This window comes from Streptococcus mitis (assembly GCF_946188615.1).
In the GTDB taxonomy this organism is placed as follows: domain Bacteria; phylum Bacillota; class Bacilli; order Lactobacillales; family Streptococcaceae; genus Streptococcus; species Streptococcus mitis_BZ.
Genome location: NZ_CAMHVK010000001.1, coordinates 244,370 through 266,260 on the forward strand (window position 1 = coordinate 244,370; position 21,891 = coordinate 266,260).

Here is a 21,891-nt window from a genome sequence, read left to right on the forward strand (position 1 = left end):
GCTTTATTGTCTTGTTTGGTGTACTATACTAGTGTATATACAGTTAAAAGGAGATTCTTATGAACACACGGAAAAAGACACAATTTATGACAATGACTGCCCTCTTAACGGCTATTGCAATTTTGATTCCAATTGTTATGCCTTTTAAGATTGTCATTCCACCTGCTTCCTATACTTTAGGAAGCCACATCGCTATTTTTATCGCCATGTTCTTATCGCCCTTGATGGCTGTTTTTGTCATCTTAGCCTCTAGTTTTGGATTTTTGATGGCTGGCTATCCCATGGTGATCGTTTTTCGAGCTTTTTCCCATATCTTTTTTGGGACTTTGGGGGCTCTTTACCTACAAAAATTCCCCGATACCCTAGATAAACCAAAATCTTCCTGGGTTTTCAACTTTGTGTTAGCGCTTGTCCATGCTCTTGCTGAAGTATTAGCTTGTGTCGTTTTTTATGCAACTTCGGGTACCAATGTAGAAAATATGTTTTATGTTCTATTTATACTAGTTGGATTTGGCACAATTATCCATAGTATGGTAGACTATACATTAGCACTAGCTGTCTATAAAGTGCTTCGAAAACGCCGTTAAAAGGAAAAGCTATGACAAAAGATCGCAAACAAGCCCTGCTCCAACTCTTGAAAGAAACTCCTAAAGCCCTCAATGGCCAAAGTTTAGCTGAACATTTTCATGTTACACGCCAGGTCATTGTACAGGACATTGCAATTTTAAGAGCCGATGGCGCTCCTATCCTATCCACCAATCGTGGCTACGTCTATAAGCAAATTGAAACCAACCCTTATGTTCACAAACTTTTCAAGGTGAAACATGAAGTTGAAGAAATCGGTCAAGAACTCCTTGCTATCGTTGATAATGGTGGACGTGTTCAAAATACCTTGATTGACCATCCCGTTTATGGAGAAATCGAAACCTTGCTGAAACTGTCTTGTCGCCGAGACGTGCAACATTTTCTAGAACAAGTCGAGCATTCAGATTTTAGACCTCTGTCTGAATTGACAGATGGCATCCATTACCACCTAGTCGAAGCTGAAACACAGCAAGACCTCCGCTATATCGAGGAGGCCTTGGATCAGCTAGGTTATTTAGTAAAAGACTAGAAGATTTTCTTCTCCCAGCCATCTTCTATACGATGACGGTAGAAAAATTCAGATTTGTCCGGAGCTTCCATCATCTCCATCAAAGGTAGCATATCATAGGCCAGATCCAAGTTTGGAATCTGGTCTTTTTGAATCCAAGAAACTTCTCCTTCATCTGAAGAGCGAAGGGTACCAGAGAACTCAGTCGCCTTATAACAAAAGACGATATAGCGCCCGCCTGTATCCAGAGGCCAATTTTTAATGCCGACAAGTTGAGGATTTTGGATAGTCAACCCTGTTTCTTCGTAGATTTCACGAATGACAGACTCCGCAAAAGCCTCACCATTTTCTACATGACCTCCTGGAAAGGCATAACCAGACCAGCGATTGGTTTCAGGAGAGCGATACTGCATAACCACGCGCTGGGTTTCGAGATCTTCAATCAGACAAATATTTGTTAAAATCGTTAATTGGGAACGGGACATAAATTTACTCACTTTCTAATTTATTAAATTTTCAGACTTGCACCAGTGCCATTAGCTTCTACTTTGTAAAATTATTTAGAATAGAATACCATACGTTTTTCCTTTATGGGCTTTCCAAGTTCAAGCATCTTTTCTTGTCCATCAAAAGTAAAAACCATTTTTTGATAGAAAGCTATGGCTCGCTTATTATCTTTCAATACCCATAAGAAAATTTCAGAAAAATGATTAAGAGCAGTCAAAGCTGCTCTAACTAACTTTTGTGCGATACCTTTTCCATAACTGATAAAACCAACTACCTTCATGCCATCTATCGCAATCAATGTATTTTCTGGATACTTTTGACTAAAGAATCGACACCTTTCCAATGTCATTGTCTCCTGAAATTCTGCAGGCAAAAGGTCGTCATAAGCCTCTCTCCACGCTTTCCAGTGAACGAGAGATTTACTTTCTATCTCTTCAGGAGTTTCCATTGATTTGATAACAACCGTCATTTATTTTCTTCTCCTTAATCCAACAGTCTGACTTCCTTTGCTACTTTTTGTAGAAATTTTTCTCTTGTTGAACTTGTATTCACTTCACGTCCTAACTCTCCTAAGATTGAAACCCTCTTTGTTTTGATACCGCAATGATTCAGGACAGCATTCTTTAATACTGATATTCCATAACTGTCTGGAATATTAATCGGACCTGAAAATACTTTGTACCACCAAGTTGGTGCCATGGAGGTTGCATAAATACTAGCTGTTTTTCCTTTTAGTAACTTTTTAAACTGATTACCTCTCAAGTAGTTCAAAATAAAGCTTCCTCGATTATTTGCTGAGTATGCAATGCCTGGCGTAAAAACACGATCAATCCACCCCTTCAATAGACTAGGCATACTACTCCACCAAATTGGATAAACAAAAATGAAATGATCTGCCCACTGAATTAATTCCTGAGATCGTAGAATAAACGGATCGTCCTCCATCCTTTGTCGATAACCATAACGTAAAACAGGATCAAACTCTTCCTCATTAAGATTAATCATTTCAAGTTCATGTCTCTTTGAGTCTATATTTTCTACAATCGTTTGAAAAATTGCTTGGCAGTAACTTTCTTTATCAGGATGTCCATTAATAACTAAAATATTCATAAAATTCCCCTAATCCAACGCCTTGACTTCCAGCATCATATCGCGAATCTGTGCAGCCAGTTCAAAGTCAAGCACTTCGACAGCTTCTTGCATTTGTTTTTCTAGTTTCTTGACGAGTTCTTTGCGTTCTTGTTTGTTTAGGCTATTGATATCGACTTCCTTGTCCTCTTCCTTAGCAACTGCCTTGGTCACGGCAATAAGATCACGGATTTCTTTCTTGATGGTTTGAGGTACGATACCATGCTCTTCATTATAAGCCATCTGGATTTTCCGACGGCGGGCAGTTTCATCAATGGCACGTTGCATAGACTGAGTCATCGTGTCCGCATACATGATGACATGTCCTTCGCTGTTACGGGCAGCACGTCCAATAGTTTGGATTAAGCCACGTTCGTTACGGAGGAAGCCTTCCTTGTCAGCATCTAGAATGGCTACGAGGCTCACTTCAGGAACGTCAATCCCTTCACGAAGGAGGTTGATTCCGACCAAGACATCAAAGACACCCAAGCGCAGGTCACGGATAATCTCCGTCCGTTCCAAGGTCTTGATATCCGAGTGCATGTACTTGACCTTGATGCCCATTTCCTTGAAGTAGTCGGTTAAGTCCTCTGCCATTTTCTTGGTCAAGGTGGTGATAAAGGTTCGCTCGTTCTTCTCAACACGGGCATTGATTTCACCTAAGAGGTCATCAATCTGTCCCATAGTCGGACGGACTTCCACCTCAGGATCCAAAAGCCCTGTTGGACGAATAATTTGCTCAATCACTGTCTCGGTCTGTTCATTTTCATAGTCACCCGGTGTCGCTGAAACGTAAACAATCTGATGAACATGGCTTTCAAACTCCTCACGACGGAGAGGTCGATTGTCCAAAGCAGACGGCAAACGTAAACCATAATTAACCAGCATTTCCTTACGCGAACGGTCTCCATTGTACATGCCCTTGATTTGTCCCATAGTCATGTGACTCTCGTCAATCATAATCAAAAAATCATCTGGGAAGAAGTCGAGAAGCGTATAAGGAGGCTCACCTTCGCTACGCCCATCCATGTGGCGAGAATAATTTTCAACCCCATTGGTATAGCCCATCTCCCGCAGCATTTCGATATCATACTCTGTCCGTTGTTTCAAGCGCTGCGCTTCAAGCAGTTTGCCTTCCTTTTCAAAGACAGCTAGTTGCTCTTCTAATTCTGCTTGAATCTTGGCAATGGCAACTTCCATGTGGTCGTCATTGGTCACAAAGTGAGTCGCTGGAAAAATCGCCAAATGATCCACTTCTCCCAAGACCTGACCCGTCAGCGCTTCAACTTCACGGATACGGTCAATTTCATCTCCAAAAAATTCTACTCGAAAAGCGTGTTCATCACGGGAAGCTGGGAAAATCTCTACCACATCCCCACGAACACGAAATCTTCCGCGTTGGAAATCAATATCATTACGTTCAAACTGGATATCAACCAAGTCATTCAAGAGCTTATCACGAGAAATTTCAAGACCTGGACGGAGACTAACGACGCTATCAGCGTATTCCTTGGGCGAACCCAAACCATAGATACAAGAAACGGAAGCTACGACGATAACATCATTACGCTCCAAAAGGGCTGAAGTCGCTGAGTGGCGAAGCTTGTCAATCTCATCATTGACCGAGCTATCCTTTTCAATATAGGTATCGCTCGAAGGGACATAGGCCTCAGGTTGGTAATAATCATAGTAAGATACAAAGTACTCAACAGCATTTTCAGGGAAAAATTCCTTAAACTCCCCATAAAGCTGCCCAGCTAGGGTTTTGTTATGGGCAATGACCAGAGTTGGTTTATTGACTTTGGAAATAACCTGACTCATGGTATAGGTCTTCCCTGTTCCGGTCGCCCCCATCAGAATCTGAGCTTTTTCTCCACCCTCGATATTATCAACCAACTGCTCGATAGCTTGGGGTTGATCTCCTGATGGTTGATATTTTGATACTAGTTTAAATTGATTATCTGTAATGCGATTGATCATAAGAATCCTCTTTCCATGTGCTATTCCTATTTTAGCATACTTATAGCATTTTCACGAAGAAAAGGACGGACCGAAGTCACATCCTTTCATTTTCTTTCTTTAATTGATAGCCAAGATAGACAATCAAAAGTAGCAAGACTAGACTTGTCATGATAGAACCTTCTATGCCAAAAGAACCACCTGATAGCCAATCTTGATTACCTTGTGGTAAAAAGGTCATCAAAGACGTTCCTGACTGCTGACCACTAACTAAAATCCCAAAGAGATTTCCCTGAGCAAAATTCCAGGCGCCATGAATACCTGCAACACCCCAAACTGTATCTGTTTTGAGGAGGTAAAGAGACATGGCAACTCCAAATAAAAAGAGATTCACTAGAGATAGAGGTGTGAGACCCGAATTCCCCATATGAAGCAGGGTAAAGAACAGGCTAGATACAATAACAGCAAGTTTTAGATTGGTTCTTGAGACCAATTGAGGAAGGAGCCAAGCACGGGACACCACTTCTTCTGCTGTCCCCTGTAAAATCCAAAATGGGATAGTCAAGACAACAAAGGTAAGAGAATAAGGATTTAAGTGAATAGACTCCAAACGATATTGCCCCAAGGCAACCAAACCTAACAAGGTCAGAAGAAAAAGTGCCAAACCTAGGCCAAATCCCTTCAGAAGATTGCTGAGAAAATTCTCTCTATAAAATCCCAAGGTTCGAATAGGTCTTTTCTCAACTTTTTTAGTCCATCTGAACACAGTATTGAGAATAAAACCAAAAGACAGCAATTCTAAAATTAAATGAAAGTCACTTGATTTATCCGTCAAGCTCGCATGCAAAGTCTGCAAGTAGCTTGCAAGATTTTGACCAGCCTCTCCAAAATTTCTAGCAAGTCCGATGAGAGCAAACAAACTAATACCATACAGAGTATAAGCCACAAACTCTCCTATGAAGACAAAAGCAAAGGCTAACAAGGGGCTTGTGTAAATGTTTAAACTCATTTTTGAAGCTTGGAAGTCTTTAAATATTCTTTTGTTCTTCATATCCCTGTCCTCTTTTCTTCTATATATACTATTATTATAGCACTTTTTAATAGCAATTCAAGAAAGAAAAGAAAAAACAATGTTACATTTTCTGACACAGAAATATAAAAATTTGCCTTTTTTTACTTTTTCTGATATAATGGGAAAATATTCGGAAAAGGAGACTAAAAATGAAGAAAAAATTTCTAGCATTTTTGCTAATTTTATTCCCAATTTTCTCATTAGGTATTGCGAAAGCAGAGACGATTAAGATTGTGTCTGATACCGCCTATGCACCTTTTGAGTTTAAAGATTCAGATCAAACTTATAAAGGAATTGATGTAGACATTATCAACAAAGTCGCAGAGATTAAAGGATGGAATATTCAGATGTCCTATCCTGGATTTGATGCAGCGGTCAATGCGGTTCAAGCTGGTCAAGCTGACGCTATCATGGCAGGGATGACAAAGACGAAAGAACGTGAAAAAGTTTTCACCATGTCTGATACTTACTATGATACAAAAGTTGTCATTGCTACTACAAAATCACACAAGATTAGTAAATATGACCAATTAACTGGCAAAACCGTTGGTGTTAAAAACGGAACTGCTGCTCAACGTTTTCTTGAAACAATCAAAGATAAATACGGCTTTACTATTAAAACATTTGACACTAGTGATTTGATGAACAACAGCTTGAGTGCTGGTGCCATCGATGCCATGATGGATGACAAACCTGTTATCGAGTATGCCATTAACCAAGGGCAAGACCTCCATATTGAAATGGATGGTGAAGCTGTAGGTAGCTTTGCTTTCGGTGTTAAAAAAGGAAGCAAATACGAGCACCTAGTCACTGAATTTAACCAAGCCTTGGCTGAAATGAAAAAAGATGGTAGTCTTGATAAAATCATCAAAAAATGGACTGCATCATCTTCTTCAGCAGTACCAACCACAACTACTGCAGCTGGTCTAAAAGCAACTCCTGTTAAAGCTAAATACATCATTGCCAGTGATTCTTCTTTTGCACCGTTTGTGTTCCAAAACTCAAGCAACCAATTTACTGGTATTGATATGGACTTGATTAAGGCAATCGCTAAAGACCAAGGTTTTGAAATTGAAATTACCAATCCTGGTTTCGATGCCGCTATCAGTGCTGTCCAAGCTGGTCAAGCTGATGGTATCATTGCTGGTATGTCTGTCACAGATGCTCGTAAGGCAACTTTTGACTTTTCAGAATCCTACTACACTGCCAATACTATCCTTGGTGTCAAAGAATCAAGCAATATTGCTTCTTATGAAGATTTAAAAGGAAAGACAGTTGGTGTTAAAAACGGAACTGCTTCTCAAACCTTCCTAACAGAAAATCAAAGCAAATACGGTTACAAAATCAAAACTTTTGCTGATGGTTCTTCAATGTATGACAGTTTAAACACTGGTGCCATTGATGCCGTTATGGATGATGAACCTGTTCTCAAATATTCTATCAGCCAAGGACAAAAATTGAAAACACCAATCGCTGGAACTCCAATCGGTGAAACAGCCTTTGCCGTTAAAAAAGGAGCAAATCCAGAATTGATTGAAATGTTCAACAACGGACTTGCAAACCTTAAAGCAAACGGAGAATTCCAAAAGATTCTTGATAAATATCTAGCTAGTGAATCATCATCTGCTTCAACAAGCACTGTTGACGAAACAACTATCTGGGGCTTGCTCCAAAACAACTACAAACAACTCCTTAGTGGTCTTGGTATCACTCTTGCTCTAGCTCTTATCTCATTTGCTATTGCCATTGTCATCGGGATTATCTTTGGTATGTTTAGCGTTAGCCCATACAAATCTCTTCGCGTCATCTCTGAGATTTTCGTTGACGTTATTCGTGGTATTCCATTGATGATTCTTGCAGCCTTCATCTTCTGGGGAATTCCAAACTTTATCGAGTCCATCACAGGCCAACAAAGTCCAATTAACGACTTTGTTGCTGGTACCATTGCCCTATCGCTCAATGCAGCTGCTTATATCGCTGAGATTGTTCGTGGTGGTATTCAGGCCGTTCCAGTTGGACAAATGGAAGCCAGCCGAAGCTTGGGGATTTCTTATGGAAAAACCATGCGTAAGATTATCTTGCCACAAGCAACTAAATTGATGTTGCCAAACTTTGTTAACCAATTCGTTATCGCTCTTAAAGATACAACTATCGTATCTGCTATCGGTTTGGTTGAACTCTTCCAAACTGGTAAGATTATCATTGCCCGTAACTACCAAAGTTTCAAGATGTATGCAATCCTTGCTATCTTCTATCTTGTAATTATCACGCTTTTGACTAGACTAGCGAAACGCTTAGAAAAGAGGATTCGTTAATGGCAAAATTAAAAATTGATGTAAATGATTTACACAAAAACTACGGAAAAAATGAAGTTTTAAAAGGAATTACGACTAAGTTCTATGAAGGGGATGTTGTTTGTATCATCGGTCCTTCAGGTTCTGGTAAGTCAACCTTCCTCCGTAGCCTTAATCTTCTAGAAGAAGTCACTAGTGGTCACATCACTGTGAACGGTTATGACTTAACTGAAAAAACAACCAATGTTGACCACGTCCGTGAAAATATCGGAATGGTGTTCCAACACTTCAATCTCTTCCCTCATATGTCTGTATTGGACAATATCACCTTTGCTCCAATTGAGCACAAGTTGATGACTAAGGAAGAAGCTGAGAAATTGGGAATGGAACTGCTTGAAAAGGTTGGGCTAGCAGATAAAGCTAATTCCAACCCAGATAGCCTATCAGGTGGTCAAAAACAACGTGTGGCCATCGCTCGTGGACTAGCAATGAATCCAGACATCATGCTCTTTGATGAACCAACTTCTGCCCTTGACCCTGAAATGGTCGGAGACGTACTAAACGTTATGAAGGAATTGGCTGAACAAGGCATGACCATGATTATCGTAACCCATGAGATGGGATTTGCTCGTCAGGTTGCTAACCGCGTTATCTTTACTGCAGATGGTGAATTTCTTGAAGATGGAACACCTGATCAAATCTTTGATAATCCGCAACACCCACGTCTTAAAGAGTTCTTGGACAAGGTCTTAAACGTCTAAACTCAAACTGTAAGGATTTCCTTGCAGTTTTTTTCTATCTCGTATTGGATTTTTTGATTTTTCGGAAAATTATGTTAGAATTAAATTTATGAAATGAGATTTCCTCATACCTAGCAAGACTAGGAATAAAAATAGAAATTAGGTAGCTAGATGTCATCTAAGGTTATTGTTACAATTTTCGGTGCGAGTGGAGACCTGGCTAAACGCAAGCTCTACCCTTCCCTTTTTAGACTATATAAATCCGGCAATCTTTCCGAGCACTTTGCAGTCATTGGAACTGCTCGTCGTCCTTGGAGCAAGGAATATTTTGAATCTGTTGTAGTCGAATCGATCCTTGATTTGGCAGATAGTACCGAACAGGCTCAAGAGTTCGCTAGCCACTTCTACTATCAAAGCCACGATGTCAATGATACGGAGCACTATATTGCTTTGCGTCAATTGCAGTCTGAACTAAATGACAAGTACCAAGCTGAACACAACAAGCTCTTCTTCTTGTCTATGGCGCCTCAATTCTTTGGAACCATTGCAAAGCACCTCAAGTCTGAAAACATTGTTGACGGTAAAGGTTTTGAACGCTTAATCGTTGAAAAACCATTTGGTACAGATTATGCAACAGCAAGCAAGTTGAATAACGAACTCCTAGCAACATTTGACGAAGAACAAATTTTCCGTATTGACCATTATCTTGGTAAGGAAATGATTCAAAGTATCTTTGCAGTTCGCTTTGCAAACCTGATTTTTGAAAACGTTTGGAACAAGGACTTTATCGACAATGTTCAAATTACCTTTGCGGAGCGCTTGGGTGTAGAAGAGCGTGGTGGCTACTATGACCAATCTGGGGCCCTCCGTGACATGGTACAAAACCATACACTCCAACTGCTTTCCCTCCTTGCCATGGACAAGCCAGCAAGCTTCACAAAAGACGAGATTCGTGCTGAAAAGATTAAGGTCTTTAAAAACCTATATCATCCAACTGATGAGGAACTTAAAGAACACTTTATCCGTGGTCAATACCGCTCTGGTAAGATTGATGGCATGAAATATATCTCTTATCGTAGCGAGCCAAATGTAAATCCAGAATCAACAACTGAAACCTTTGCATCTGGTGCCTTCTTTGTAAACAGCGATCGATTCCGTGGCGTTCCTTTCTTCTTCCGTACTGGTAAACGTCTGACTGAAAAAGGAACTCATGTCAACATCGTCTTTAAACAAATGGATTCTATCTTTGGAGAACCACTTGCTCCAAACATTTTGACCATCTATATCCAACCAACAGAAGGCTTCTCTCTTAGCCTAAATGGGAAACAAGTAGGAGAAGAATTTAACTTGGCTCCTAACTCACTTGATTACCGTACAGATGCGACCGCAACTGGTGCTTCTCCAGAACCATACGAGAAATTGATTTATGATGTCCTAAACAACAACTCAACTAACTTTAGCCACTGGGATGAAGTTGGTGCGTCATGGAAGTTGATTGACCGTATCGAAGAGCTCTGGGCTGAAAATGGTGCCCCACTTCATGATTATAAAGCTGGAAGCATGGGACCTCAAGCCAGCTTTGACTTACTTGAAAAATTCGATGCCAAATGGACTTGGCAACCAGATATCGCCTATCGTCAAGATGGTAGACTAGAATAAAAAATTTCCTGCAAGATTGTCTTGCAGGATTTTTACTTCTGATTAGATTAAGCCTTCCAAGAGACCCTTCATAAAGTTTTCTGAGTTAAACTCTCCAATATCATCGATTTTTTCACCAAATCCAATCAGTTTTACAGGAATATTGAGTTCTTCACGGATAGCTAGAACAACACCACCTCGAGCAGTTCCATCAATCTTAGTCAAGACAATTCCAGTTAATGGCGTGATTTTTGAAAATTCTTTGGCCTGTACCAGGGCATTTTGACCTGTTGATGCATCAAGTGCTAAGAAAGTTTCATGCGGAGCTTCGGGCACAACACGTTTGATAATACGACCAATCTTTTCTAGCTCAGCCATGAGGTTGTCCTTATTTTGCAGACGACCAGCGGTATCAATCATAAGAATATCGATACCTTCAGCTACAGCACGTTCCATGCCATCAAATACGACACTGGCTGGGTCAGCTTTTTCAGGTCCAGTCACAACTGGAACATCCACACGGCGTCCCCATTCTGCTAGCTGTGCAACTGCACCTGCACGGAAGGTATCTGCCGCAACCAGCATGACCTTCTTACCAGCTTGTTTGTAGCGGTGGGCTAGTTTCCCGATAGAAGTTGTTTTCCCGACACCATTAACACCGACAAAGAGCATGACTGTCAAGCCATCTTGGAAGTGAATACTTTCATCATAGTTGCCATCCTTTTCATAAAGCTCAACCAATTTCTCAATGATGACACGGCGAAGTGCCTCAGGTTTCTTGGCGTTTTCAAGCTTGGCTTCGTAGCGTAGTTCCTCCGTTAAGTTAGAAGCGACTTGGACACCAACGTCACTCATAATCAGCAGTTCTTCCAATTCCTCGAAGAATTCTTCGTCAACAGAGCGGAAATTGGCAAAGAAGGAGTTCAAACGGGCACCGAAGCCTGTACGAGTTTTCTTAAGACTGCGGTCATATTTTTCCTGAACAGTTTCTTCTACTTGAGGCGTTTCTGGTTCAAGCACTTCAGAATTATTTTCTTCTACAGTTTCTTCGTGCTCAAGCTTCTCTTCATCTGAGACTTCTTCTTGTTGAACTTCTACAACTGGCTCTGAATTATAATTTTCTTCAACTGTGTCTGGGATTTCCTCTTCTTCAAGCACAGCTTCTTCAGCAACTTCTGCTTCTTCTTGAGGAAGTTCCTCAGCTTCTGTAAGGGCAGGCTCAACATCTTCAGACAAATCAAGATTTTCCAGAGCTTCTTTTACAACTTCTTCGATTTTAGGTTCTTCTTTTTTTCCGAATAGACGGTCAAATAATCCCATATCTTAGTTCTCCTTTAACACGTATTCTTCGATTGCCCAGGCGACAGCTTCCTCATCGTTGGTCATAGGAGTTACCACATTTGCGACTGCCTTGACTTCAGGAACAGCATTTTGCATGGCAACACCGAGCCCTGCCCATTCAATCATAGAGAGGTCATTAGCCTCGTCACCACAGGCCATAACTTGGCTTTGGTCAATTTCAAGATGACTGATTAGTTTTGCCAAGCCTGTTGCTTTATGAACATTCTTTGGTGACCACTCTAGCAACATTTCACGTGATTTAAAGATTTCATATTGGTCAAACAATTCTGGAGAAATCTTCTGAATGGCTGCATCCAAGGGTTCTTGAGCAAAGGCAGTCACGCATTTATTGTAAGTCATTTGACTAGATAGATCTTCAAAGTCCACTGGAACAAAGGTCAAAGCTGGATTGAATTTGGCATAAAGACTTTCTTGGTCCGATTGGATTTGATAAACAGTTCCTTCTGAGATGGCATCAAGAGGCAGTGATAATTTCTCTGTTTCCTCATACAAGCGTGCCACATCATCATATGAAAAGACTGTCTTATCAAGGATTTCACCCGTATTTTTCTGAACCAAACCACCATTAAAAGTAATCGTATACTCATCTTCTTGACCGTCAGTCCCTAGCTCATGGAGAAAGAAATCCATAGCTTTTAAGGGACGACCAGTTGTCAATACAACCTTAATACCACGATCACGCGCAGCTTTCAAGGTTGCCTTGGTACGATCCGTCAGCCTTTTATCAGTAGTCAGCAAGGTCCCGTCCAAGTCCAATGCGATTAATTTTATATCTGCCATTATAATCCCTCCATATAAGCTATAACCGACTGGTCCTTATGGTGACCAATCACTGTCTCTGCTAATTCTAAAATTTCAGGTCGTGCATTTTCAGGAGCTACAGGATGTCCCACAATCTGCATCATATGCAAGTCATTAAGATTGTCTCCAAAAGCCATAACCTGATCCATCGTGATACCAAGTTTTTTAGCCAATTCAACAATAGCCACTCCCTTATCGACATAGTCCAGAACAATATCAATGGATTCAAAGCCAGTTGTCATGGCCTTAACACCAGGGACGTTTTCGTTTACCCAAGCCTCACCAGCTTCTAGCGTTTCTTCTGTGAAGTTGGTTGTAAATTTGAAAATGTCATCTGTAATATCTTCTAGACTCGCTACTTTTTGGATATTTTCATTATAGTGCTGACTCACTTTTAAATAGGTCTCATCAACCGTATCTAGAACATAAGCTCCCTTTTTTCCCGTCAAGAGCAGTTTATTGATATCTACATAAGGTGACGTTTTCAGCCTTTCAAAAGTTGATAGATAAAAGTCACGAGACATAGTCGCTTCATACAAGTCCTGACCTTGATACTCTACTAAACTGCCATTTTCCGCGATGAAAATAATGTCATCACGAACATCAGCAAATAATTTTTCTAGAGACAAAAATCCGCGGCCCGAAGCCACCGCAAAGTAAATCCCTTTTTCCTTGTAGGAAGCTAAGAGAGACTTGAGGCGGTCCATATCAAAGCGTCCATTCCCATCTAGGAAGGTTCCATCCATATCCGTTGCTACTAGTTTAATTGTCATCCTTCAATACTTTCTAAATCTTTTAACTTCACCGAAACAATTTTTGAGACACCTGATTCTTGCATGGTCACTCCATAGATGGAATCAGCCGCCGCCATGGTTCCCTTACGGTGGGTCACGACGATAAACTGGCTATCCTTATCAAATCGATTGAGGTAATCCCCAAAACGTTTAACATTGGCTTCATCCAGCGCAGCTTCCACCTCATCCAAGATAACAAAAGGAATGGTCTTGACACGAATAATGGAGAAGAGCAAGGCAAGAGCTGATAGGGCTTTTTCCCCACCACTCATCAGATTAAGAGACTGGATTTTCTTGCCTGGAGGTTGGACAGAAATCTCAACCCCAGCTGTCAACAAGTCTCCCTCAGTCAAAATCAGGTCTGCTTGACCTCCACCAAACATCTGCTTGAAGGTCACTTTAAAAGACTCACGAATAGCTTCAAAAGTTGATTTAAAGCGTTCCTTGACCTCATCATTCATCTCTGTAATGGTCTCAAGGAGCAAGTTTTTCGCTGACAAAATATCATCTCGCTGACTATTTAGAAAGTCCAGACGATTGTGTACTTCTTCGTACTGGTCAATAGCATCCAAATTGACAGGACCCAGTGAGCGAATAGCCTTCTCTAAATCTTTAACCTCTTGCTCTGCCAGATTGAGATTCTCCAACTCATGAGACTTTTCTAAAGCTTCAGTATAGCTAATCTGGTACTGGTCTGTTAATTGGCTTTGTAAATGGCGCAAGCGCTCGCTAACCTTTTCTTTCTTAGCTTCAGCACGTGTTTGCTTGCGAATCCACTCCTCATTCTGCTGGCGAGCCTGATCCAAATGACTAGCAATATCATCTAGTTGCCCTTCAATATCATCAAACTCAAACTGCTTCCGAATCAAACCTTGCTGGAGGTTTGTTTTCTGAGTTTTGGCTTCTTCAGCCTGTTGACTGAGCAATTCTGTATCAACCTTCTCCAGATTATCAACCTTTTCTTGGAGAAGGCGCTGGATTTCCTCTTGCTCAAGTTCCAGATTATCTAATTCCTTACCTAGACGGTCAATGTCAGCCACTTCATATCGTTTTTGCCCTTGCAGTTCTGTCTTAAGCAGGCGAGCTTGCGCTACCTCTTCCTGCAAATTTTGATAGCGTTCTTGGATGGCATTTTTGTTAGACTTAATCTCTTCAATCTCAGCTTCCAGATTTTGCTTATCACTGGCAATAGTAGCAAGACACTCTTGGCATTTTTCCTTATCTGCTTGCCACTCTCCATCAGAAAGACGATTTAATTCTTCTTCTTGGAGTTTCCAAAGAGTTTCTAGCTCTTCAACTTGCTGACTAGTCTGCTGATAAGCGAGGGACAAGCCTTGCTCCTGAATACGAGCCTGCTCTCCTTGAGATTTGATGGCTTCTAATCTTTCTGTCAATCTAGCCATCTCATCTTGCAAGGTCTTCAAACTCGTCTCTTCTGAACGCAAGCTTGCTTCTTCTTCAGCAATTTCTTTTTGCAATTGTTCCAGTTCTGGTTTGATAAAAATGCTGTTATTCTGGCGATTGGCTCCACCTGCGTAAGAACCACCTGTGCGCAACTCTGTGCCGTCCAAAGTCACCATACGAACCTGATAACGAACTTGGCGAGCTGCTGCACGCGCATGTTCTACAGTATCAAAGATAGCCGTCGTAGCTAGCAAGTTCTTGAAAATGGCTTCTAGTCTAGTATCGAATGTCACCAACTCATCTGCCATGCCCAGAAATCCCGGACTTGCAGCGATAGCATCTTGGTTCTGGCTAGAAATCGTACGCGCCTTGATCGTTGTCAAAGGAAGGAAGGTTGCACGACCTGCTCTGTTCCGTTTGAGGAAATCAATGGCCTTAGTCGCCGCGTTCTCATCTTCTACAATGATGTGCTGACTGCTTGCTCCAAGCGCAATCTCTAGGGCAGTTTGATAATGCACATCAAAGGTCAGGTGCTCACTAACAGCACCAATAATTCCACCAAGCCGATCTTTTTCTTGGAGAACACTCTTAACACCTGCATAAAAATTACTATGATTTCTCAGGATATTTTCCAAACTTTGGACTCTAGCCTGCTTGTTTTTAAGACTGTCCAGACGGTCAAAGAGTTGACTTTGTTGAGCTTGATAGGAAGATTTCTGCTCCTCTTGCTCCTTGGCAATAGCTTGATAGTCGGCCAATAATTTCTGAACCTGCTCCTTGGCAGTTTCAAGCTCAGCCTCTTGCTGACTTGCCTTTTCTTTAGCTGTAGCCAATTGCTCTTTCAGCTTTTCTAATTGATCTGCTTGTTTTTGAGAAAGCTGACGACTATTTTCCAACTCATTCTCGATGCGGGTCAACTGGTTTGAGACATCCGCTTCTTCTTGTAGAAGGGCCACAAAGCGTTCACGTAAGAGCTCAATCATCTGATCAGGATCATCTGAAAAAGCCAGTAATTCAGCTTCTAAACGATTGAGTTTTTGATTATTTTGGACTAGATTTTCCTCTAAGAGAGCTAAAGAGCTTTCCTTATCAGATTTTTCTTTGCTGAGTGAGTTTCTCTTATCCTCCAAAGAGGCCAAACGGGCTTGTGCTTCCTGTTGATTCAGGGCTACTTGCTCAGTTTCTAATTTCGATAGGGCTAATTTTCTCTCTAAATCACTAATCAGACTGGTCAAATCCATCAAACTGCCTTGATCTTTGGCCATTTCAGCCTGTAAATCTTGACGTTGCTTCTTGAGATTCTGATTTTCCTCTTCCAATTTTTCACGCTTTTGGTAATAGCTAGTCAAGAGTTCTTGAACCTGAGCCAACTCTTCTTCTGTCGAGTCTAGTTCAACCTTATCTTCCTTGATTTGAGCAACTAAAACATCCAAGTAAATAGCCTTGCGTTGACCTTCCAAATCCAGAAACTTGCGGGCATTCTCAGCTTGCTTCTCAAGAGGCTTGATTTGATTATCCAACTCGTAGATAATATCCTCTAAGCGATCTAGATTATCCTGGGTTTGTTGCAGTTTACTCTCAGTTTCTTTTCGACGAGTCTTGTATTTCAAAACTCCAGCAGCCTCTTCGAAAATGGCACGACGTTCTTCAGGCTTGGAATTAAAAATCTCCTCAACCTTCCCTTGGGAAATGATGGAGAAGGAATCTCGTCCCAAACCTGTATCCAAGAAGAGGTCATGAATATCACGCAGACGGACTTTCTTGCCGTCAATTTTGTATTCGCTATCTCCACTACGATAGATATGGCGTTCCACTCTAATTTCTTGACCTGCCTCCTTGATAAATCCGTCATTATTATCCAAAGTCACAACTACAGAAGCATAATTGAGCGGTTTGCGACTTTCAGTTCCGGCAAAGATGACATCCGGCATCTTGCCCCCACGGAGACTCTTGACACTTGACTCCCCCAAAGCCCAACGCAGACTTTCTGTAATATTCGACTTTCCAGATCCATTGGGTCCAACAACTGCCGTCACACCTTGGTCAAAAACGACCTTGGTCTTATCAGCAAAAGACTTGAATCCCTGAATTTCGATTTCCTTTAAATACATGAATCCAGCCCTTTCTCAACGGCATTTTTGGCAGCTTCCTGCTCTGCTAATTTCTTAGAACGACCTTGACCTTGACCGATGCTCTTACCTTCAACCAGAACTTCTACATCAAAAACCTTATCATGGGCAGGACCCGTTTCAGAAATTACCTGATAACGGATAGTCACATCCCCATTGACTTGAAGTAACTCTTGGAGATGGGTTTTGTAGTCTGTAATCATCTCAAACTCGCCTGCTTCAACCTTAGGAATCATGACTTGATAGATAAATTCCTTAACCTTGGCCACATCCTTGTCCAAAAGGAGGGCACCAAGAAAGGCTTCAAAGGCATCACCAAGAATGGTATCACGATTGCGCCCACCAGACTTCTCTTCCCCCTTACCCAGTTTGATAAACTGATCAAACTGGCAATCACGCGCAAAACCAGCCAAACTCTCCTCACGGACAATCATAGCACGGAGTTTAGACAAGTCACCCTCAGGTTTTTTAGGATATTTTTTATACAGATATTCTGAAATCAATAACTGTAGAACAGCGTCTCCTAAAAATTCCAAGCGTTCATTGTGTGAAATTTTTAAGAGGCGGTGCTCATTGGCATAACTCGTATGAGTAAAGGCAGTCTCCAGTAAATTTTTATCTGCAAATTCGATTGCAAAATGGTTCTTTAGTACAGTTTGTAATTCTTTCATACCAACCTCTTTCTAACTGATAACAGTCCTTTTTATTATATCAAAAAAAGCATCCTGAGTCACTTTAAAACGGGACTGGAGGGGATTTGGATATTCTTTAAAAATAGATTTTCAGTTTTAGGTGCAAATTTGAGACGGTGTAAAGAAAAAAACCTATTAAAGGCTTTTTTAGGCTATTTACATCCACCCTGAGGGAATCGAACCCCCATCTCAAGAACCGGAATCTTACGTGATATCCATTACACTAAGGGTGGAAACTTGTTTTATTATAACAGAAATTTGCTCTAATAACAAGTTTTTTTCTAGTGAGATAGCCCGTCTTAGTGGGAAGCATCTCCATTCCAGATGGAGTTTTTCACGATAACATAATCAACGTGTTTAAGGTCAGCAACCTGACGTCCACCTGCGTATGAAATGGCACTTTGAAGGTCTTGTTCCATCTCAGTTAAAGTGTCTTGTAGATTGCCTTTTGCAGGAAGCAAGATACGTTTGCCTTCCACATTTTTGTAAGCACCTTTTTGATATTGTGAAGCTGAACCGTAGTACTCTTTGAACTGTTCACCATCGACTTCAATCGTTTTCCCTGGACTTTCGACGTGTCCTGCAAAGAGGGAACCAATCATAACCATGCTGGCACCGAATCGGATAGACTTGGCAATATCACCGTGAGTACGAATTCCTCCATCAGCGATAATCGGTTTACGTGCAGCTTTGGCACACCAGCGTAGAGCAGCCAACTGCCAACCACCTGTACCAAAACCTGTCTTGACCTTGGTAATACAAACCTTACCAGGACCGATTCCGACCTTAGTAGCATCCGCACCAGCATTTTCAAGTTCACGCACAGCTTCTGGTGTTCCCACATTTCCTGCAATAACAAAAGTATCTGGTAATTCTTTCTTGATGTGTTGAATCATAGAAATCACGCTATCCGCATGACCATGGGCAATATCAATCGTGATGTACTCAGGAGCATCAGCCTTGAGCTGGCTAACAAAATCATACTCATAATCCTTAACACCGACAGAGATAGAAGCAATGAGCCCTTGATCGTGCATGCGTTTAATAAAAGGAATACGTCCTGCCTCATCAAAACGGTGCATAATGTAGAAGTAACCACCTTTAGCCAGTTGCTCTGCTACATTTTCATCCAAAATCGTCTGCATATTAGCTGGCACAACAGGTAGTTTAAAGGTGTGATTTCCTAGAGTGACACTTGTGTCCGCTTCTGCACGACTTTTAATGACACATTTATTTGGGATCAATTGAATATCTTCGTAATCAAAAATTGGAAATTCATTTAACATATCGATGTCTCGTTTCTTTTGTAATGACCTACCTATGCTTGCGCATCTCTACGCCTTTTCCGACGTTTCCTTAATTAATTATAAATCAAAGTACATATTTTGTCAAATAATTTTATAAATTAAAATATAATGTTCGGATTTTTCTTGCGTAAATAGAAAAAAGAGGGGAAATTGTTTTCTCCCCACTTCTTCTACATTCTAATAATACTCCCCCTGACGGTAGTCCCATGAGTTAAAGGTGTCTGACAGGTGCATCATGATTTTATCAATGTCAAGCCCTTTACGGATTACAACTGGTGCTGGTGATGTTGAACGAGCTCCTCCTTGTTCTGGGATGAGTTTGCCGTCTTTATCAACCATAGAGACCATCACACCTTGCTCGTAGCGAGTTTCAATCGTTTTGTCTGGTTGGATGGATGCCACATAGTCATCTGCCTCGATAACAAGGTCAACAGCTCCTTCGATGCGTTCTCCGATACCTTCTACCTTACCACGGTTTCCTTTTCCAGATGGATTTGCAGAGGAGGCGTAGACCATCTTGCCTTCTTCCCAAAGTTTGGCAGCCAATTGTTCACCAGCTTTCCCAAATTTGATAACAAAACAGCTAGTACCACGCACGTCAGTCATCAGTTCTTCACGACCATCACCGTATGCTTTCAGTTTTTCAAAGGCTTCTGGTTTCCAAGGTAGGATACAACCAAGAAGAATGTCTTCGTCCCAATGTTTTTGGTAGAAGGCTTCAATTTCTGGGTTGAGTTGTGCTAAGGCGCGAAGCTCATCCATGCTACCACAGAGAACAACACCTGGTTTGTTACGGTTACGTTCTTTGGCTTCAAACTTACGTTCAAGACCAGCCTTATCGCTAGTCATGATGATGTAACCAACTTTAGTAGGGCAAACAATACAACCGCCCTCACCTTTTAAAATATCATAGCCTTCTTGTGAAAGTGTTCCGTTCCATTGAATGTGTTTTGTCATAGTTCTATTTCCTTTTCTATTTTTCTTCTAATCCTGCCAATAGGCTGGTCGTTGTTTTTCATATGCAGCAATCAAGTCTTCATACTGCAAGGTAATACCGATATCATCCAAACCATTTAAGAGCTTGTGTTTCCACTCGCTATCGATTTCAAAAGTGAATTCTCCAATTGGTGAGATGATTTTTTGTTGTTCCAAGTCCACAGTTACCTGGTCACTTGGTTTTAGCTGGGCTAGTTTCTCTCTAACCTCTCTAGCCTGAACAATAGGTAACATGCCATTATTGAGTTCATTATTGTAATGAATATCACCGAAAGACCCTGCAATCACGACCTTAAAACCATAGTCTGCTAAGGCCCAAGCTGCATGTTCCCTCGAAGACCCTGCCCCAAAGTTATCCCCTGAGATAAGAATACTGGCTTTACGATATTCAGGTCGGTTAAAGACAAAGTCTGGGTCCTCAGTATACTTGTCATCCAGATAACGCCAAGCATACATGAGGTACTTACCAAAGCCTTTTTTATCAATCAACTTGAGAAACTGCTTGGGTAGGATTTGGTCGGTGTCGATGTTATCATTCATGAGAGGAACGGTCGTTCCCGTATAAACTGTAAATTTCTCCATATCCTCTCCTTACTGGGCTTCTGGCATTAGCCGAACATCTACGAAACGCCCTGCAATAGCTGCTGCTGCTGCCATGGCTGGACTGCAGAGGTGGGTCTTAGCACCAAATCCCTGTCTGTCTTCAAAGTTGCGGTTGCTTGTTGAGGCACAGTGGACACCATCAGGAACCTTGTCCGGATTCATTCCTAGGCACATAGAACAACCTGGGTCTCTCCACTCAAATCCAGCATCCAGAAAGACCTTGTCCAAACCCAACTTCTCAGCAGCTCGTTTGACAGGACGAGAGCCCGGAACCACGATAGCCGTTAAGTTAGGAGCTATTTTCTTCCCTTTGACAAATCGCGCAGCCAGTTGCAAGTCGCTGAGACGAGCATTGGTACAAGAACCGATAAAGATATAGCCTAGTTCAATATCTGCTGGCTTTTGACCTGGCTCCAAGTCCATGTAATTGTAGGCTCGCTCATCATTCATATCCTTAATTTCTGGGAAGCTACTGTCAAAGTCAACCCCCATAGCAGGATTGGTTCCCCAGGTTACCATAGGAGCCAAGTCAGAGACATCCATCTGGATAACCTTATCGTAAATGGAATCATCATCACTGACAAGGGTTTTCCAATCCGCTACAGCCTCTTCAAAGTCCTCTGGAACACATTCCCGTCCCTTGAGATAATCATAGGTGGTTTGGTCCGGATTCATGATTCCCATCTTAGAACCAAACTCGATGGACATATTGCAGATGGTCATTCGCTCTTCCATGCTCAGTGCATCAATAGCTTGTCCACGATATTCCACCACGTAACCAACACCACAAGCAACACCGTACTTGGCAATCAAGGCTAAAATGAAATCCTTGGAATAAACTCCTTTTTGAGGAACTCCAGTGAATTCTACCAACATTTTCTTGGGTTTGACTTGCCAGAGGGTTTGGGTAGCAAAAACATGCTCAACTTCACTGGTCCCAATTCCAAAGGCGATTGCTCCGAAAGCTCCGTGGGTTGCCGTATGGCTGTCCCCACAAACAATGAATTTTCCTGGTTGAGTCCGTCCTATTTCTGGACCAACCATATGAACGATTCCTTGTTTTTCAGAACCGTGGGCCGCATGTTCAATCCCAAATTCCTCAATATTTTCAGCCAGCTTATCAATTTGAGCCTTGGAAATGACATCTCGAATATCGTAGATATTAACCGTTGGGACATTGTGGTCAAAAGTACCAAATGTCAAGTCTGGTCGTCTCAATCTGCGACCTGCATCTCGTAATCCTTGAAAAGCCTGAGGACTGGTCACCTCGTGGATATAGTGCTGATCCACATACATGAGTTGGGGTTGCCCCTCTTCTCCTGTGATGACATGGCGGTCCCATAATTTATCAAAAATCGATTTTCCTGCCATC

General features: G+C 41.5%; 19 protein-coding genes and 1 tRNA gene. 5 read left to right on the plus strand and 15 right to left on the minus strand.

The genetic code is table 11. The features are described 5' to 3' along the window. The first annotated feature begins 59 nt into the window (after window positions 1–59). Complete coding sequence (locus OCF95_RS01080) at window positions 60–587, plus strand: ECF transporter S component (RefSeq protein WP_049500798.1); 528 nt, start codon at window positions 60–62, stop codon at window positions 585–587. A gap of 11 nt (window positions 588–598) precedes the next feature. Beyond that, window positions 599–1,114 (plus strand): transcription repressor NadR, encoded by a 516-nt coding sequence (locus OCF95_RS01085; RefSeq protein ID WP_020902811.1) that lies wholly within the window; start codon window positions 599–601, stop codon window positions 1,112–1,114. On the opposite strand, the gene OCF95_RS01090 is transcribed toward OCF95_RS01085, so the two are convergent. From OCF95_RS01090 to OCF95_RS01110, 5 genes are all read right to left on the minus strand, one after another. After that, complete coding sequence (locus OCF95_RS01090; protein ID WP_261104650.1) at window positions 1,111–1,578, minus strand: 8-oxo-dGTP diphosphatase; 468 nt, start codon at window positions 1,576–1,578, stop codon at window positions 1,111–1,113. The genes OCF95_RS01085 and OCF95_RS01090 overlap by 4 nt on opposite strands. Before the next feature lie 71 nt (window positions 1,579–1,649). Then, complete coding sequence (locus OCF95_RS01095) at window positions 1,650–2,069, minus strand: GNAT family N-acetyltransferase (protein WP_238096151.1); 420 nt, start codon at window positions 2,067–2,069, stop codon at window positions 1,650–1,652. Between the two features lie 14 nt (window positions 2,070–2,083). Continuing rightward, entirely contained in the window at window positions 2,084–2,710 is a 627-nt protein-coding gene (locus OCF95_RS01100; RefSeq protein WP_024057962.1) for an NAD(P)H-dependent oxidoreductase, read from the minus strand. A gap of 9 nt (window positions 2,711–2,719) precedes the next feature. Then, window positions 2,720–4,708 carry an excinuclease ABC subunit UvrB gene (gene uvrB / locus OCF95_RS01105; protein WP_261104651.1) on the minus strand — a complete coding sequence of 663 codons (1,989 nt, stop codon included), beginning with the start codon at window positions 4,706–4,708 and terminating at the stop codon, window positions 2,720–2,722. Between the two features lie 76 nt (window positions 4,709–4,784). Continuing rightward, complete coding sequence (locus OCF95_RS01110; protein ID WP_261104652.1) at window positions 4,785–5,738, minus strand: CPBP family intramembrane glutamic endopeptidase; 954 nt, start codon at window positions 5,736–5,738, stop codon at window positions 4,785–4,787. 170 nt (window positions 5,739–5,908) lie between these two features. On the opposite strand from OCF95_RS01110, the gene OCF95_RS01115 reads away from it, so the two are divergent. The 3 genes from OCF95_RS01115 to zwf all read left to right on the plus strand — a co-directional run bounded on the left by OCF95_RS01115 (window position 5,909) and on the right by zwf (window position 10,452). Next, the gene (locus OCF95_RS01115) at window positions 5,909–8,074 is read left to right on the plus strand and encodes an ABC transporter substrate-binding protein/permease (protein ID WP_084927316.1); all 2,166 of its coding nucleotides are present in this window, start codon (window positions 5,909–5,911) and stop codon (window positions 8,072–8,074) included. Beyond that, on the plus strand, window positions 8,074–8,814 hold the full coding sequence (locus tag OCF95_RS01120; protein WP_084927317.1) for an amino acid ABC transporter ATP-binding protein: 741 nt from the start codon (window positions 8,074–8,076) through the stop codon (window positions 8,812–8,814). The genes OCF95_RS01115 and OCF95_RS01120 overlap by 1 nt, the downstream gene beginning before the upstream one ends. A 150-nt stretch (window positions 8,815–8,964) precedes the next feature. Beyond that, window positions 8,965–10,452 carry a glucose-6-phosphate dehydrogenase gene (zwf, locus tag OCF95_RS01125; protein ID WP_084927318.1) on the plus strand — a complete coding sequence of 496 codons (1,488 nt, stop codon included), beginning with the start codon at window positions 8,965–8,967 and terminating at the stop codon, window positions 10,450–10,452. Window positions 10,453–10,494: 42 nt separating this feature from the next. On the opposite strand, the gene ftsY is transcribed toward zwf, so the two are convergent. The 10 genes from ftsY to leuC form a co-directional block, all read right to left on the minus strand. Beyond that, window positions 10,495–11,751, minus strand: coding sequence for a signal recognition particle-docking protein FtsY (ftsY, locus tag OCF95_RS01130; RefSeq protein WP_084927319.1), 1,257 nt, complete (start codon window positions 11,749–11,751; stop codon window positions 10,495–10,497). A gap of 3 nt (window positions 11,752–11,754) precedes the next feature. Then, complete coding sequence (locus OCF95_RS01135) at window positions 11,755–12,573, minus strand: Cof-type HAD-IIB family hydrolase (RefSeq protein ID WP_084927320.1); 819 nt, start codon at window positions 12,571–12,573, stop codon at window positions 11,755–11,757. Beyond that, window positions 12,573–13,367 (minus strand): Cof-type HAD-IIB family hydrolase, encoded by a 795-nt coding sequence (locus OCF95_RS01140; RefSeq protein ID WP_261104653.1) that lies wholly within the window; start codon window positions 13,365–13,367, stop codon window positions 12,573–12,575. Before OCF95_RS01140 ends, OCF95_RS01135 begins: the two co-directional genes overlap by 1 nt. Continuing rightward, window positions 13,364–16,903, minus strand: coding sequence for a chromosome segregation protein SMC (gene smc / locus OCF95_RS01145; RefSeq protein WP_261104654.1), 3,540 nt, complete (start codon window positions 16,901–16,903; stop codon window positions 13,364–13,366). Before smc ends, OCF95_RS01140 begins: the two co-directional genes overlap by 4 nt. Further along, complete coding sequence (rnc, locus tag OCF95_RS01150; RefSeq protein ID WP_000661489.1) at window positions 16,894–17,592, minus strand: ribonuclease III; 699 nt, start codon at window positions 17,590–17,592, stop codon at window positions 16,894–16,896. The genes smc and rnc overlap by 10 nt, the downstream gene beginning before the upstream one ends. A gap of 182 nt (window positions 17,593–17,774) precedes the next feature. After that, window positions 17,775–17,846: transfer RNA gene (locus OCF95_RS01155), tRNA-Arg, on the minus strand. 66 nt (window positions 17,847–17,912) lie between these two features. After that, the gene (locus OCF95_RS01160) at window positions 17,913–18,899 is read right to left on the minus strand and encodes a GMP reductase (RefSeq protein WP_261104655.1); all 987 of its coding nucleotides are present in this window, start codon (window positions 18,897–18,899) and stop codon (window positions 17,913–17,915) included. A 198-nt stretch (window positions 18,900–19,097) separates the two neighbouring features. Continuing rightward, window positions 19,098–19,877 (minus strand): L-threonylcarbamoyladenylate synthase, encoded by a 780-nt coding sequence (locus tag OCF95_RS01165; protein WP_000160505.1) that lies wholly within the window; start codon window positions 19,875–19,877, stop codon window positions 19,098–19,100. Between the two features lie 27 nt (window positions 19,878–19,904). Then, on the minus strand, window positions 19,905–20,498 hold the full coding sequence (gene leuD / locus OCF95_RS01170) for a 3-isopropylmalate dehydratase small subunit (protein WP_101781807.1): 594 nt from the start codon (window positions 20,496–20,498) through the stop codon (window positions 19,905–19,907). Window positions 20,499–20,507: 9 nt separating this feature from the next. Further along, on the minus strand, window positions 20,508–21,890 hold the full coding sequence (gene leuC, locus OCF95_RS01175; protein WP_261104658.1) for a 3-isopropylmalate dehydratase large subunit: 1,383 nt from the start codon (window positions 21,888–21,890) through the stop codon (window positions 20,508–20,510). Window position 21,891: the final 1 nt, after the last annotated feature.

Bases quoted from the DNA above. Each gene is read 5' to 3' on its own strand.
- OCF95_RS01085 (WP_020902811.1), top strand. From the start codon at position 599: ATGACAAAAGATCGCAAACAAGCCCTGCTCCAACTCTTGAAAGAAACT.
- OCF95_RS01090 (WP_261104650.1), bottom strand. From the start codon at position 1,578: ATGTCCCGTTCCCAATTAACGATTTTAACAAATATTTGTCTGATTGAA.
- ftsY (WP_084927319.1), bottom strand. From the start codon at position 11,751: ATGGGATTATTTGACCGTCTATTCGGAAAAAAAGAAGAACCTAAAATC.
- OCF95_RS01165 (WP_000160505.1), bottom strand. From the start codon at position 19,877: ATGACAAAACACATTCAATGGAACGGAACACTTTCACAAGAAGGCTAT.
- OCF95_RS01100 (WP_024057962.1), bottom strand. From the start codon at position 2,710: ATGAATATTTTAGTTATTAATGGACATCCTGATAAAGAAAGTTACTGC.
- leuD (WP_101781807.1), bottom strand. From the start codon at position 20,498: ATGGAGAAATTTACAGTTTATACGGGAACGACCGTTCCTCTCATGAAT.
- leuC (WP_261104658.1), bottom strand. From the start codon at position 21,890: ATGGCAGGAAAATCGATTTTTGATAAATTATGGGACCGCCATGTCATC.
- uvrB (WP_261104651.1), bottom strand. From the start codon at position 4,708: ATGATCAATCGCATTACAGATAATCAATTTAAACTAGTATCAAAATAT.
- rnc (WP_000661489.1), bottom strand. From the start codon at position 17,592: ATGAAAGAATTACAAACTGTACTAAAGAACCATTTTGCAATCGAATTT.
- OCF95_RS01115 (WP_084927316.1), top strand. From the start codon at position 5,909: ATGAAGAAAAAATTTCTAGCATTTTTGCTAATTTTATTCCCAATTTTC.
- OCF95_RS01120 (WP_084927317.1), top strand. From the start codon at position 8,074: ATGGCAAAATTAAAAATTGATGTAAATGATTTACACAAAAACTACGGA.
- OCF95_RS01095 (WP_238096151.1), bottom strand. From the start codon at position 2,069: ATGACGGTTGTTATCAAATCAATGGAAACTCCTGAAGAGATAGAAAGT.
- OCF95_RS01135 (WP_084927320.1), bottom strand. From the start codon at position 12,573: ATGGCAGATATAAAATTAATCGCATTGGACTTGGACGGGACCTTGCTG.
- OCF95_RS01110 (WP_261104652.1), bottom strand. From the start codon at position 5,738: ATGAAGAACAAAAGAATATTTAAAGACTTCCAAGCTTCAAAAATGAGT.
- OCF95_RS01080 (WP_049500798.1), top strand. From the start codon at position 60: ATGAACACACGGAAAAAGACACAATTTATGACAATGACTGCCCTCTTA.
- OCF95_RS01160 (WP_261104655.1), bottom strand. From the start codon at position 18,899: ATGTTAAATGAATTTCCAATTTTTGATTACGAAGATATTCAATTGATC.
- zwf (WP_084927318.1), top strand. From the start codon at position 8,965: ATGTCATCTAAGGTTATTGTTACAATTTTCGGTGCGAGTGGAGACCTG.
- OCF95_RS01140 (WP_261104653.1), bottom strand. From the start codon at position 13,367: ATGACAATTAAACTAGTAGCAACGGATATGGATGGAACCTTCCTAGAT.
- smc (WP_261104654.1), bottom strand. From the start codon at position 16,903: ATGTATTTAAAGGAAATCGAAATTCAGGGATTCAAGTCTTTTGCTGAT.